Raw genomic sequence first — 12,982 nt, forward strand, 5'->3', positions numbered from 1 at the left:
TCAGTTCTTGCGGCGGCGGGATTGCCAGATCGCTGCCGCGCCCAGGGCCACGACTGCGGCCACTCCTGCCAGGAGGCCTGCCGACGGGCCGCCGTCCTTGTCGGTCTTCGCGGGCTCGGCGGGCTTGGCCGCCGACGGGTCCGACACCTGCTCGCCGCAGCCCGTGCGCGGGTAGCCGCCGATCGCGCACAGCAGGGCCGCGCTGTTGTAGCGCAGCGGCTTCGCCACGGCGGCGAGGGCGTCCGCGCTGGTGGCGTCCGGGGACACCTGGGCGCAGGCGTTGCGCGGGGCGGGCGGGGTCTCGCCCTGGCCGGCGTCCTGGGGTGTACCGAAGTCGATGACCAGCGCGACCCGCTTCGTGCCGTCCTTGGTCGGCGTCGTGCCGCACACCGCCTCGAAGGACGGCGTCGTACGCGGCTGGGACGCGTCCTTGGAGTCCGCGCTCACCGCGAAGCGGAAGCCCTGGACCGAGCCGTCGCCGGGGTGCGCGGACGCCGGGCCCTGGGTGGCGTACGTCCAGTTGTTACCGGCCAGGTCCCAGAAGGACCAGTACCGGTACCCGGCCGCCTGCGCCGGCCCCGTACCGGCGGCGAGCGCCGCCAGGGCGAGGAGCAGCGCCGCGAACGAAGCGAGTCGCCTGCGCATCACAGCTGCTGGTTCTTCTTGCGGCCGCTGATCAGGAAGCCGACGCCGATACCGGCGACCAGGCAGACGCCGACGAACCACCAGACGGAGATTCCGTCGTTCTTCTTTTCCTTGGACTCCTCGGCGGGGGCCGATGACGGGGCCGCCTGGGGGGCCGGGCCCGTGGCGTTCAGGGACTGGATCAGGTTCGTGCCGCCGAAGTTCTTCGGGTCCGCGCCGGTGGCGTCGGCGGCGAAGATCAGCTGGGCGTAGGCGGCGGGGCCGTTCTCCTTGGCCCAGGCGGTGGCGTTCTTCGACAGCCAGTCGGCGGAGGCCTTCGCCTGCTGGGCCATGCCGTCGGCGGCGAGGGCGACCACCGCGTCCGCGGTGTTGCCGAAGTCGGGCTGGTCGGTGGCGCCCGGCATCGCGGACTTCAGGAACCCGGTCGGGGCCAGCGTCCTGGCGAGGTAGGCGGCGCCGTTGTGGGCGGCCTGCTCGGGGGTGGCGGCCTTCTCGCAGGCGGTGCCCTTGCTGTCGGCCTGGCCTGCGGTGGCGGTGAGGCCCTTGCCGAGCGAGCCGGTCACGGCGGCGGCGGTGGCGTCCGCGTTGGCGTACAGCTTCTGCGTCTTGGGGTCGGGCTGGAAGGCGAAGGCGCCCGGGCCGGCGGGGTCGTCGCAGGGCAGCGCGAACGTGAGCAGCGCGTCGAAGGGGGACTTGCCGCCCTTGGCCGACTTCACGTCGGCGGGCTTCTCGCCGGCGGCGGCGAGCGCGCCGATCACGATGCCGGTGGAGTTGGCGTCGCTGCCGCCCATGCCGGGCGTGTACGGCCATCCGCCGTCGTCCTGCTGCACCGACTTCAGCCAGGTGACGCCCTTCTTGACGGCGTCGGTGTGACCGCCGACCGCGACGAGGGCCTGCACGGCGGCGGAGGTGGCGTTGGTGTCGAGCTTCGTCGCGTCGCACGCCTTGGTGGTGTCCGCGCGGAACGACATGAAGGAGCCGTCGGCGCACTGCTGGCCGGTGAGCCAGGTCACGGCCTGCTCGGCGGGCTTGACGTTCGCCTTCTCCTGGGCGAGGAAGGCGAGGGACTGCCGGAAGACACCGTCGTATTGAGGGTCCTTCGTGCCGTACAGGCCCGGCGGGACCGCCGCGGGGGACGGTGTGCCGTCGGCGAATGCCGCCGGGGCGCCACCGCCCAGGACGGCGGTGGCGGCGGCGAGCGCTGCGGCGCAGCGGCGTACGGTCATGGCGGGCGGTGCCTCTCCTGCGGGGGAGCGCGGGCACGGGCGCGCGCTGGCACCCGGCTCCGGCTCCGTATGCCTCGACGGTGCCGGTCACCCCGCGGTGTGCGGGTGACGTGTGAGCCGGTCATGCGGTGACGGGGTTCCGGGTTGCCGGGGTGGCTTAACGGATTGGGGTCTCCCCTGCTCGAGCGAAGCCGAGAGCTTGGGGAAGGGCCAGCGCCGGAATTGCACCGGCTTCCCCCCGTACGGGCATGACGACGACGCGACCACCCTACCGGGCGGGGGCCGAGCGCCCTGCGGGGCCTTCCCCGCCCCGGGCGGTGATCCGGGCCGGCGGGATGCACTGGGGCTCCGCCCCAGACCCCGTTGGGACCCCACCCCACCCCTTCCCGAAACCCTCCGGGGGTGAGGGGAGGGGTGGGGTGGGGTCTGGTTGTTGTTGGGGGGGCGGACCCCTGTGCAGGGTGGGACGGTTTTCGGCTGCGGACCGTGCGTGGCTGGTCGCGCAGTTCCCCGCGCCCCTAGCAGCGTGGACCCTGGCCAGCACTGACATCTTCAGCCTGTCGTGGGGGTCCCCCCTGGCCCTTGAGGCCTTGGGGGAGATTGAGGACGAGCGCCCTTCAGGCGCGAACGGGGTCTGGGGCGGAGCCCCAGGGCGACGACGGGCCGCAGCCGATCGACATCCCCCGGCGGATCTCGGGAAGGGGCGGGGTGGGGAAAGAAGCCCCCTAAACCGCCCGGTATCGCACCACCCCGTCCCCCACCACCCGCTCCGCCCGCCCCAGCTTCTCCAAGCGCCGCACATGCGCCTCCGCCTCCGACACCGCGATCGTGCGCGACCCGTACGGGATCTGGGGCCACGGGCGGTTCCACTCCATGCGTTCCGCGAGCTGCCAGGGGGTGAGGGGGGTGGACAGCAGGGACAGCAGGCCCGAAAGGCGGTCCTCGTGGTGGGACAGCAACTCCCGTACCCGAGCGGCCGGTTCCGTGAAGGCGTGCTGATGGGCCGGGAGCACCTCGGCGACCCCGAGGCGGCCGATGCGTTCGAGGGAGTCGAGATAGTCGCCGAGGGGGTCGGCCGCCCCGGCCTCGTCGGGGTCCTCGTACAGGCCGATGTGCGGGGTGATGCCGGGCAGGAGGTGATCACCGCTGAACAGGCGGCCGTTTCCGGGGAGTTGGGAGGGGTGCGCCTCCTCCAGGTGGAGGCAGACGTGGCCCGGTGTGTGCCCCGGCGTCCAGATCGCGCGGAGCCGGCGCCCGGCGAGCGGCAGCAGATCGCCGGGCACGATCTCGCGGTCGGGCAGCGCGGCCCGCAGCCCTGGCAGGGTCCGCATCCGGCCCGAGGCGCGGGCCTCGCGCAGCGGGGCGATGTGTTCCTCGGGCGCGCCGACCCCGGCCAGCTTGGCGCACAGGTAGTCCAGCCAGACGCCCGGTTCGGCCTCGCGGGTGCGGCGTACGACGGCGGCGTCGGCGGCGTGCATCGCGATCCACGCGCCGGACGCCTCGCGCACCTGGCCGGAGAGCCCGTGGTGGTCGGGGTGGTGGTGGGTGACGACCACGCCGTGGACGGCCGAGACCTCCGTGCCCAGCGCCTGGAGGCCGGCCGTCAGGGTGCCCCAGGAGGCCGGGTCGTCCCACCCGGTGTCGACGAGCACCGGGCCCCGGTCGGTCTCGACGAGGTGGACCAGGGTGTGGCCAAGGGGGTTGTCCGGGATCGGCACCTTGATGGAGTGGACGCCGCCACCGTGGTCGGTCACCTGAGGCGCGGCTGGCTCCTGCGGCATGGCGTCCTCGTCTCTCCGGGAGTCCCGCTGGGCGCGCGGAATCCCTCTGGGTGCACGCCCGGCGGCACGCTTCCCCCTCACTATAACTAGAACTGGTTTCAGTGGTTGGTTCAGTCAACCAAGTTCCCTGTGATTCAACTGCCCTTCCGCTCCTCCGCCCCGGCCCTGTTCGGCCCGTGGACTCCTGGAACTAGAACTGGTATCAGTTCTGAAACGAAGTCAGGCAGCCGTCAGGAAGAGCCCCGCAGGAGGCACCAGGCATGACCGAGCTCGTGGAACACGGACAGCTGTTCATCGGCGGGGAGTTGACCGACCCCCTCGGCTCCGACGTCATCGAGGTGATCTCGCCCCATACCGAGCAGGTCATCGGCCGCGTCCCGCACGCCTCCCGGGCGGATGTGGACCGCGCCGTGGCTGTCGCGCGCAAGGCCTTCGACGAGGGGCCCTGGGCGCGGGCCACGCCCGAGGAGCGCATCGAGGTCGTCTCCCGGATCAAGGACGCGATCCTGGTCCGGCACGAGGAGATCGCCAAGTCGATCAGCTCGCAGAACGGCTCCCCGTACTCCTGGAGCGTGCTCGCGCAGGCGCTCGGCGCGATGATGGTGTGGGATTCCGCCATCACCGTCGCGCGTGAATTCCCTTACGAGGAGCGGCGGTCGGGGGCGCTCGGCCCGCTGCTCGTGCGGCGCGAGCCGGTCGGGGTCGTGGCGGCCGTCGTGCCGTGGAACGTCCCGCAGTTCGTCGCCGCGGCCAAGCTCGGGCCCGCGCTGCTGACCGGCTGCTCGGTGATCCTCAAGCCGTCCCCCGAGTCGCCCCTCGACTCGTACATCCTCGGCGAGATCGCGGCCGAGGCCGGGCTCCCGGAAGGCGTGCTCTCCATCCTGCCCGCGGACCGCGAGGTCAGCGAGTACCTCGTCGGGCATCCCGGCATCGACAAGGTGTCCTTCACCGGGTCCGTCGCGGCCGGCAAGCGCGTGATGGAGGTCGCCTCGCGCAACCTCACCCGCGTCACCCTGGAGCTCGGCGGCAAGTCGGCCGCGGTGATCCTGCCCGACGCCGACCTGGCGGCGACCGTCGCGGGCGTCGTCCCGGCCGCCTGGATGAACAACGGCCAGGCATGCGTGGCCCAGACCCGCATCCTGGCGCCGCAGAGCCGCTACGACGAGATCGCCGAGGCGTTCGCGGCCGCCGCCGGGGCGCTCGTCGTCGGGGATCCCCTGGACACCGCCACCCAGGTCGGGCCGCTGGTTGCCAGGCGGCAGCAGCAGCGCTCGCTCGACTACATCCGGATCGGGCAGGAGGAAGGCGCCAAGATCCTCACCGGCGGCGGCCGGCCGGCCGGGCTCGACCGGGGCTGGTACGTCGAGCCGACCCTCTTCGGCGGCGTCGACAACGCGATGCGCATCGCCCGCGAGGAGATCTTCGGTCCGGTCATCTGCCTGCTGCCGTACCGGGACGAGGCCGAGGCGCTCAGGATCGCCAACGACTCCGAGTACGGGCTCAGCGGCAGCGTGTGGACCGGCGATGTCGAGCACGGCATCGAGTTCGGGCGGAAGGTGCGTACGGGCACCTTCAACGTCAACACCTTCAGCCTCGACATGCTCGGGCCGTTCGGCGGCTACAAGTCGTCCGGCCTGGGGCGGGAGTTCGGGCCCGAGGGCTTCGGTGAGTACCTGGAGCACAAGATGATCCACCTGCCCGCCGGGCACGGAGGCGAGTGATGGGCGACCGCTGGCACGTCGAGGTCGACCGGAGCGTGTGCATCGGCTCCGGCATGTGCGTCAACCACGCCCCGGCCGGCTTCGAACTCGACACCGCACGCCAGTCCCACCCCCGCACCCCCGACACCGACGCCAACGAACAGATCCTGGCCGCCGCCGAGGGCTGCCCGGTCGAGGCCATCCTGATCACCCTGCACGACTCCCGCGAAACGGTGTTCCCGCCCGAGGAATAAGGCGGATGCGCCCGAGGAACAGACCCGATACGCCCGGGGAATAGCGCGGAACAGCCCCCTTTGCCCCCTCCCGTTCGACGGCCTGCGAACACAGGTTGATCCATGCGTAGCGCACGGTGACCTCATGACAGGCGTGACTGTCCCGGCCCGTCGGTGGCGTGGAAAAGTCGTCCACGCCGTCGAGGGGGGAGCACCAACTCGATGTCATGACGTCGAGGGGGAGGCACCATGGACAAGCGGTACGAGGTCTTCTGTCTGGCGGACAGGTATTTCTACGAGACCCCGGACCGCTTGTCCTCCTCGCGCACCGACGGCGGCGCCGGTGACGCCGGCCGGCTGCCGCTCTTCGAGGCCGCGCGGCGCACCGTCCCCGGGGGCTGGACGGCCCAACTCGCCGGAGACTGGCTGCACTTCAGCCCCGACGGCATACCGGGGCGCAGAGTGCGGCCGCAGCAGGGCTGGAAGATCCATGTATCGGCCTGTCTGGCCAACGCCGAGAAGACGGCGTCGTACGTGTGGGACTACTGCGTCGCACGCGCCATACCGTTCAAGTTCGTGCCCGGACGCCGGCCCCTGCACCTGCGCAACTCCAAGTACGCGGGCCGCGGCTCCAGCGGGAAGTTCGCCACGATCTACCCGGCCGACGAGGCCGAATTCCGGGTGATTCTGGAGGAGTTGGGCAAGCTCCTCGCGGGGGAGCCGGGGCCGTACATCCTCAGTGACCTGCGCTGGGGCGAGGGTCCGCTCTACGTCCGCTACGGCGGGTTCACCAAGCGGCACTGCGTCGACGCCGACGGCACCCTGGTGACCGCGATCGAGAACGGCGACGGGGTGCTCGTGCCCGACCGCCGCGACCCCGCCTTCCATCTGCCCGACTGGGTCGCGCTGCCCGAATTCCTCGCGCCGCACCTCGCGGCCCGCAACGCGACCACCACCGGCGACCTGCCCTACCGCATCGAGCGCGCCCTGCACTTCTCCAACGGCGGCGGCGTGTACGCCGGGACCGACGTCCGCACCGGCGAGAAGGTCGTCCTCAAGGAGGCCAGGCCGCACGCCGGGCTCGCCGCGGACGGCGCCGACGCGGTGACCCGCCTGGAGCGCGAGAAGGCCGCCCTGGAGCAGGTCGGCGGGCTCGGCGTCGCACCCGCCGTACGCGACTGGTTCACCCTCGGCGAGCACCGCTTCCTCGTCATGGACTTCCTCGAAGGACGCACCCTCAACTCCTTCTTCGCACACCGCCACCCGCTCATCGGCGCCGAGCCGGCCCCGGACGCGGTCGCCGAGTACACCGCGTGGGCGCTGCGCATCCTCGGGGCCGTCGAGGACGCGGTGGCCGCCGTGCACGGGCGGGGCGTCGTCTTCAACGACCTGCACATGTTCAACATCATGGTCGACCCCGACGAACAGGGCGTACGGCTCCTCGACTTCGAGGCCGCGCTGCCCGTCGACGACCATCGCGGCCAGTCCATGGCGCACCCCGGCTTCATCGCGCCGCTCGACCGCAAGGGCTTCGACGTGGACCGCTACGCGCTTGCCTGCCTGCGGCTCGCGCTTTTCGTGCCGATGACGAGCCTTCTGGTGATCGACCGGTCCAAGGCCGCCCACCTCGCCGAGATCGCCGCCTCCCAGTTCCCCGGCCTGCCCGCGGGCTACCTCGACGAGGCGGTCCGGGTGATCGAGGGGGAGAGCGCGCCGATGGGCGGGTGCGTGCCCGTCGAGCCGGGCGACTGGCCCGCGAGCCGCGACTCCATGGCGGCGGCCATCCTCGCCTCCGCGACCCCCGGGCGCGACGACCGGCTCTTCCCCGGCGACGTCGCCCAGTTCGCCGACGGCGGCGGCCTCGGCCTCGCGCACGGCGCCGCCGGAGTCCTCTACGCGCTCGCCGAGACCGGCGCCGCCCGCTACCCCGAGGGTGAACAGTGGCTGCTCGCGCACACCGCGCCGCCGCCGGCCGGCACCCCGCTCGGCCTGTACGACGGGCTCGCCGGAGTCGCCCTCGTCCTCGACCGGCTCGGCCACACCGGACGGGCCCGCGAGCTCATCGAGTCCGTCCTGGCCGAGAACTGGCAGCGGCTCGCCCCCGAACTGCACGGCGGACTGGCCGGACTGGGCCTCGTACTCGATCGACTGGGCTTCAAGGAACAGGCGTTGGAGGCATCCGACCTGCTCGCCTCCCGCACCGACGGCGGCCGCCGGGCCGGTCTCCTGCACGGTGCCACCGGCCCCGCCCTGTTCCTGCTCCGCCTGTACGAGTCCACCGGCGACCCCGCGCTGCTCGACCGGGCCGCCGAGGAGCTGCGCCGCGACCTCGACCGCTGTGTCACCAACCCGGCCGGCACTCTCGTCGTCAACGACACCAGGCGCACCCTGCCCTACCTCGGCGGAGGCAGCGTCGGTATCGCCGCCGTGCTCGACGACTTCCTCGCGCACCGCCCCGACGAGGCGTTCCGCGAGGCGCGGGACAAGATCCTGCCCGCCGCGCGCTCCCGGTACTACGGCCAGTCCGGCCTGTTCAACGGGCGCGCCGGGATGGTGCTCCACCTGGCGAGGACCGGGGCGCCGCCCGCCCGGCTCGCCGAGCAGATCGACGGACTCGCCTGGTACGCACTGCCCTACCAGGGCCGGCTCGCCTTCCCCGGCGACCAGATGATGCGGCTCTCCATGGACCTCGCGACCGGCACGGCGGGCTGCCTCCTGGCGCTCGGCGCGGCCCTCGCCGACCGGCCCGTCGGACTGCCCTTCCTGGCGCCCACCCCCGCCGCCCCACCGGGCGGCCCCACAGACGGCCCCACCCGGGGCTGAAGCAAACCCCGTCCCCCACGGACGGCAACGCACATCGCCGACAAAGGAGAAAGCAATGTCCCTTCTGGACCTGCAGAACCTCGACGTTGAACTCGACATCGACGAGGGCGACGGCGGCGGCCACGGCGGTCACGGCGGCGGCAGCTCGCTCAGCCTGCTCCTCTGTGACAGCGTCGCCAGCCTGACGCTCTGCCTGTAATCACCACCTGTCATCACCACGTAGTTCCGGTGACGCAGTGAACGACGCGGCCCCGTCCGGCACCGCTCGCCGGCCGGGGCCGCCGCACGCGGGAGGCCGCCTTGCTGTTGCGTGAGACCGTCCGGCAGAGCGCCGGCCCCGGCACCCTGATCCTGCTGCTCAGCTGCGCGTCGGCCGGCGCCGGGCTCGCCCTGCCCGCGGCACTGGGCCGCGCCCTCGACCTGGTCCTGGCCGGACGGCAGTCCGAGGCCGGACCCTGGATCACCCTGTGTGTCGTCCTCACCGTGCTCGCGGTCCTCATCGGCGCCTACGAGTCCGCCGTCACCGCGACCGCCACCGCCCGCAGCGCCGCCTGGATCCGTCGCCGGGTGCTCGGCCACGTACTGGACGCCGGCACTCAACAGGCCTGCTCGGAGGGCGAGTTGGTGGCCAGGCTCACTGGTAACGCAGTGCAGGCCGCGACCGTACCGGTGTCGATCGCGGGCACCCTCGCGGCCGTCGTCACCCCGGTCGGCGGCCTCGTCGCACTCGCGCTCACCGACGGGTGGACCGCCCTGGTGGTGCTCGCCGGAATGCCGCTGTTCGCCCTGCTCCTGAAGGTGTTCGTACGCGGCTCCGGCGCCAGCAGCGCCGGGTATCTGCACACCCAGGGCGAGATCGCGGGCCGCCTCCTCGAAGCGGTGCGCGGCGCGCGTACGATCGCCGCCGCCGGGCACCCCGAGCGCGACGCCGAACGCATCCTGGCCCCGCTGCCCGAACTCTCCCGCCAGGGCCACCGCATGTGGGAGGTCCTCGGCCGCTCCACCGCGCAGGCCGCGATCCTCCTGCCGCTGCTCCAGCTCGCCGTCCTCGCGGTCGCCGGACTGCGCGTCGCGCACGGCGACCTGAGCGTCGGCGGCCTCCTCGCCGCCTGGCGGTACGCGGCCCTCGCCACCGGCACCGGCGCCCTGGTCGGCATGGTCAACACCCTGACCCGGGGCCGCACCGCGACCGCCCGCCTCCAGGACGTCCTGGCCGCTCCGGCCGTGACGTACGGGAAGGGTGAACTACCGTCATCAGGCGGCGAGTTGACCCTTCGTGGTGTCGTGCACGGGCCCCTGCGCGGGGTCGATCTGACGGTCCCCGGCGGGGCCGTGGTCGCCGTCGTCGGGCGCTCGGGCAGCGGCAAGTCGGCGCTGGCCGCCGTCGCGGGCCGCCTCGCCGACCCCGAGTCGGGCACGGTCGCCCTCGACGGCGTGCCCCTGCCCTCCCTCGCGCGGGCCGAACTGCGCAGGGCGGTCGGCTACGCCTTCGCCCGTCCGGTCCTGCTCGGCGGCACGGTGGGCGGCACCATCGCGTACGGGGCCGACGAGCCGGGCGAGGCCGCGGTGCGCGCCGCCGCTCGCGCGGCCTGCGCCGACGACTTCATCCGTACGATGCCCGACGGCTACGCCACGCCCTGCGCGAGCGCCCCGCTGTCCGGCGGCGAGGCCCAACGCCTTGGTCTGGCCCGGGCGTTCGCGCATCCCGGACGGCTCCTGATCCTGGACGACGCCACCTCCAGCCTCGACTCCGCGACCGAGCTCAAGGTCTCCCAGGCGCTGCTGCACGGCACCGGCACCCACCTGATCATCGCCCTGCGGGCCTCGACGGCGGCCCGAGCGGACCTCGTCGTGTGGCTGGAGGAGGGGCGGGTGCGCGCGGTCGCACCCCACCGGCAGCTCTGGCAACTCGCCGCATACCGCGCTGTGTTCGGGGAGGTCGAAGCGTCGTGCTGATGAGTCTGCTGAGGCGGCGCAGGCGGGTGCTGCTGCGGCTCGCGGGATGGTCGCTGCTCGAATCCGCGCAGACCTTCCTCCTCGGCTTCGCCCTCGCCCGCGCCCTCGACGCCGGCTTCCTCGCGGGCCGTGCCGCGACCGGAATCGGCTGGCTCGCGGCGGCCGCCGGCGCCGTGTTCGCCGGGGCCTGGGGGACGCGCCGGGTGTACGGGGCGGTCGCCGCGTTCGTCGAGCCCGTACGGGACGAACTCGTGCGGGCGGTCGTGACGCGCGGCCTGCGCGAGGCGGACGACGCCGCGCTCTCCCGCCTCACCCAGCAGGTCGAGCTGGCCAGGGACACCCTCGCCGGGCTCGTGCTCGTCGCCCGCACCTTCGTCTTCACCGCCGCCGGGGCCCTCTTCGGCCTCTTCGCCCTCGCGCCCGTCCTGCTCCCGGTCGTCGGCGGCCCGCTGCTCGTGGGGCTCGCGCTCTTCGCCGCGACGCTGGGCCCGCTCGCCCGCCGCCAGGAGGACTTCCTGGCCGCCGACGAACGCCTGGCCGCCGAACTCGGCCTCGTCGCAAGCGGATTGAGGGACATCGAGGCATCGGGCGCCCACCAGCGCGCGGCCGCGAGCGCCGGGGAACGCATCGACGACGAGTACCGCGCGGCATGCTCGCTCGCCCACTGGGGCGTGGCCCGCACCTTCGCCGTGGGCATCGGCGGGCGGCTGCCGCTGGTGCTGCTCCTGGTCACCGCGCCGTGGCTGCTGCGGCACGGGGTCACGGCGGGCGGCCTGGCGGGCGCGCTCGCCTACCTCACCCAGTCGCTGCTGCCCGCTCTCCAGGCCCTGGTGCAGGGGCTCGGCACCTCGGGCGCCCGCCTCACCGTCGTCCTGCGCCGGCTGACCTCGGGGGAGGGGGAGCCCCCGGCCCGGGTGCGGCACGAGAGCGAGGCCTGGCCGGTGCGGCTGCGCGGGCTCGTCTTCGCGTACGGGCCGGGCGCGGCGCCCGTCATCGACCGGCTCGACCTGGCCGTACCGGCCGGTGAGCGGCTCGCCGTGGCCGGGCCCAGCGGCATCGGCAAGTCCACCCTGCTCGGACTGATCGCCGGGGTGCTCCGGCCGGACGCCGGAGAGGTGGCGACGGGCTGCGAGCGGGTGCTCGTACCGCAGGAGGCATACGTCTTCACCGCCACCCTCCGCGAGAATCTGGCCTATTTCTCTCCCCGGCTTCCCTGTGACGAAGCCCTGTTGGGGTCGGCCGAGGCGGTCGGGGCGGGGCCGCTCCTGGAACGGCTCGGCGGGCTCGACGCGGTGCTCGATCCCGCCGCGCTCTCCGCCGCCGAGCGCCAGCTCGTCGCACTGGCGCGGGCGCATGTCGCACCCGCGCCCCTGGTGCTGCTCGACGAGGCGACCTGCCACCTGGACCCGGCTGCCGAGGCACGCGCGGAGCGGGCCTTCACCGGGCGCACCCTCGTGGTGGTGGCCCACCGCACCGGATCGGCCCGGCGCGCGGACCGCGTGCTCCTGATGGACGGGGCCCGCGCCGAACTCGGCACCCACGAGGAACTCCTGGCCCGTTCCGCGTTCTACCGCGACCTCACCGGGGCCGGCCCCTCACACCCACCCCTCCCCCTGGGAAATCCGTATCGCGTCGACCCGGTTGCGGGCGCCGGTCTTGCGGGTGATGGCGGCCATGTAGTTGCGCACGGTGCCGTTGGAAAGATGGAGCCGGAGCGCGATGTCGGAGACCGAAGCTCCTTCCGCCGCGAGTGAGAGGACGCTCAACTCCCGTCTGGTGAGCGGCATTTCGGAGGCCCGGAGGAAACTGAAGCCGAGCGAGTCGTCGACGAACCGTTTCCCCTCGGCCACCTGTCTGATGGCGAAGATCAGCTGCTCGGGTGTGCCCCCCTTGTCCACATAGCCGCGTGCGTTGGCATCGGCGGCCCGTTTCAGCGGTCCCGGACGGTGGGCGTCGGCCAGCACCAGGAGTCGGCATTTTCCGGTGCCGGGACGGCAGCCGGTCAGTTCGCCGAGCGGTGCGATTCCATAGGACTCCGAACAGTCCAGGTCGGCCGCGCAGACGTCCGGGCTCAATAATCGCGCCAGCGCCGGGGCGCCGCGCCAAGCGGAATGATGAACCTCCAGGTCGGGTTCGCGTGCGAGGCGTTCGGCCAGGGCCGACCGCAAGAGGCACGCGTCGTGCACGAGAAGTACCCGGATCACGTTTCCCAGCTCCTTCCAGGCTTACCGCTACCGGCGCCTTCGTTGGGCACGCAACGATTCTGGGCGGCGGTTACCCCTGTCATGGTCCGGGCGAACGAATCGGTGGGGGGCACCGGGGGCGCGTACCCGCGCACGAGGGGCGCGCTGCGCGCGGGTGGGGCGCATGTCCGGGGGCCTCCGGCAGCCCCCAAATCCCCCGCCTGGTCAGGGAGTTGACCCGCCTCCCGTGCCCACGGAGGGGGGAGCGCATGCCCTCTGCGAGGGGGCGGCTGTTCGCACCCACGCGGCGGACTCGCACAATGTCACAGTTCCGCGCCCTGAAGGAGCGCGGGGAACTGCGCGAGCAACCACGTACGGTCCGCAGTCGAATGGCCGCACCCCCGGCGGTTGTCGCGTCACCCCGCGAGCCGCGGC

9 protein-coding genes and 1 pseudogene are annotated in these 12,982 nt (G+C 73.1%); 6 read left to right on the plus strand and 4 right to left on the minus strand.

The window, feature by feature from the left end; all coding sequences use genetic code 11:
• From ABD346_RS24075 to ABD346_RS24085, 3 genes are all read right to left on the minus strand, one after another.
• Positions 1-645 carry an SCO2322 family protein gene (locus ABD346_RS24075; protein WP_344377561.1) on the minus strand — a complete coding sequence of 215 codons (645 nt, stop codon included), beginning with the start codon at positions 643-645 and terminating at the stop codon, positions 1-3.
• Positions 645-1,871 (minus strand): SCO2321 family membrane protein, encoded by a 1,227-nt coding sequence (locus tag ABD346_RS24080; RefSeq protein ID WP_344377563.1) that lies wholly within the window; start codon positions 1,869-1,871, stop codon positions 645-647. Before ABD346_RS24080 ends, ABD346_RS24075 begins: the two co-directional genes overlap by 1 nt.
• A 725-nt stretch (positions 1,872-2,596) precedes the next feature.
• On the minus strand, positions 2,597-3,652 hold the full coding sequence (locus ABD346_RS24085; protein ID WP_344377564.1) for a Strvi_7410 family MBL fold metallo-hydrolase: 1,056 nt from the start codon (positions 3,650-3,652) through the stop codon (positions 2,597-2,599).
• 260 nt (positions 3,653-3,912) lie between these two features.
• Between ABD346_RS24085 and ABD346_RS24090 the strand changes: the two genes are divergently transcribed.
• The 6 genes and pseudogenes from ABD346_RS24090 to ABD346_RS24115 all read left to right on the plus strand — a co-directional run.
• Positions 3,913-5,373 carry an aldehyde dehydrogenase gene (locus tag ABD346_RS24090; protein ID WP_344377565.1) on the plus strand — a complete coding sequence of 487 codons (1,461 nt, stop codon included), beginning with the start codon at positions 3,913-3,915 and terminating at the stop codon, positions 5,371-5,373.
• Complete coding sequence (locus ABD346_RS24095; protein ID WP_053727135.1) at positions 5,373-5,606, plus strand: ferredoxin; 234 nt, start codon at positions 5,373-5,375, stop codon at positions 5,604-5,606. The genes ABD346_RS24090 and ABD346_RS24095 overlap by 1 nt, the downstream gene beginning before the upstream one ends.
• 228 nt (positions 5,607-5,834) lie before the next feature.
• On the plus strand, positions 5,835-8,408 hold the full coding sequence (gene lanKC, locus ABD346_RS24100; protein WP_344377567.1) for a class III lanthionine synthetase LanKC: 2,574 nt from the start codon (positions 5,835-5,837) through the stop codon (positions 8,406-8,408).
• 55 nt (positions 8,409-8,463) lie between these two features.
• A complete protein-coding gene (locus ABD346_RS24105) occupies positions 8,464-8,607 on the plus strand; it encodes a SapB/AmfS family lanthipeptide (protein ID WP_189960903.1) in 144 nt (47 codons plus the stop codon).
• Between the two features lie 101 nt (positions 8,608-8,708).
• Positions 8,709-10,364, plus strand: a complete 1,656-nt coding sequence (locus tag ABD346_RS24110) for an ATP-binding cassette domain-containing protein (RefSeq protein WP_344377570.1) — start codon at positions 8,709-8,711, stop codon at positions 10,362-10,364.
• Positions 10,364-11,746: pseudogene (locus ABD346_RS24115) on the plus strand (ATP-binding cassette domain-containing protein); the annotation flags it as partial. The gene ABD346_RS24110 and the pseudogene ABD346_RS24115, both read left to right, overlap by 1 nt.
• A gap of 213 nt (positions 11,747-11,959) precedes the next feature.
• On the opposite strand, the gene ABD346_RS24120 reads toward ABD346_RS24115, so the two are convergent.
• A complete protein-coding gene (locus tag ABD346_RS24120; protein WP_344377571.1) occupies positions 11,960-12,568 on the minus strand; it encodes a LuxR C-terminal-related transcriptional regulator in 609 nt (202 codons plus the stop codon).
• Positions 12,569-12,982: the final 414 nt, after the last annotated feature.

Source organism: Streptomyces mauvecolor (genome assembly GCF_039532965.1).
GTDB lineage: Bacteria > Actinomycetota > Actinomycetes > Streptomycetales > Streptomycetaceae > Streptomyces > Streptomyces violascens.

Excerpts from the sequence above, each read along its gene's own strand:
- ABD346_RS24090 (WP_344377565.1), top strand. The coding sequence starts at position 3,913 with ATGACCGAGCTCGTGGAACACGGACAGCTGTTCATCGGCGGGGAGTTG.
- lanKC (WP_344377567.1), top strand. The coding sequence starts at position 5,835 with ATGGACAAGCGGTACGAGGTCTTCTGTCTGGCGGACAGGTATTTCTAC.
- ABD346_RS24075 (WP_344377561.1), bottom strand. The coding sequence starts at position 645 with ATGCGCAGGCGACTCGCTTCGTTCGCGGCGCTGCTCCTCGCCCTGGCG.
- ABD346_RS24080 (WP_344377563.1), bottom strand. The coding sequence starts at position 1,871 with ATGACCGTACGCCGCTGCGCCGCAGCGCTCGCCGCCGCCACCGCCGTC.
- ABD346_RS24095 (WP_053727135.1), top strand. The coding sequence starts at position 5,373 with ATGGGCGACCGCTGGCACGTCGAGGTCGACCGGAGCGTGTGCATCGGC.
- ABD346_RS24105 (WP_189960903.1), top strand. The coding sequence starts at position 8,464 with ATGTCCCTTCTGGACCTGCAGAACCTCGACGTTGAACTCGACATCGAC.
- ABD346_RS24085 (WP_344377564.1), bottom strand. The coding sequence starts at position 3,652 with ATGCCGCAGGAGCCAGCCGCGCCTCAGGTGACCGACCACGGTGGCGGC.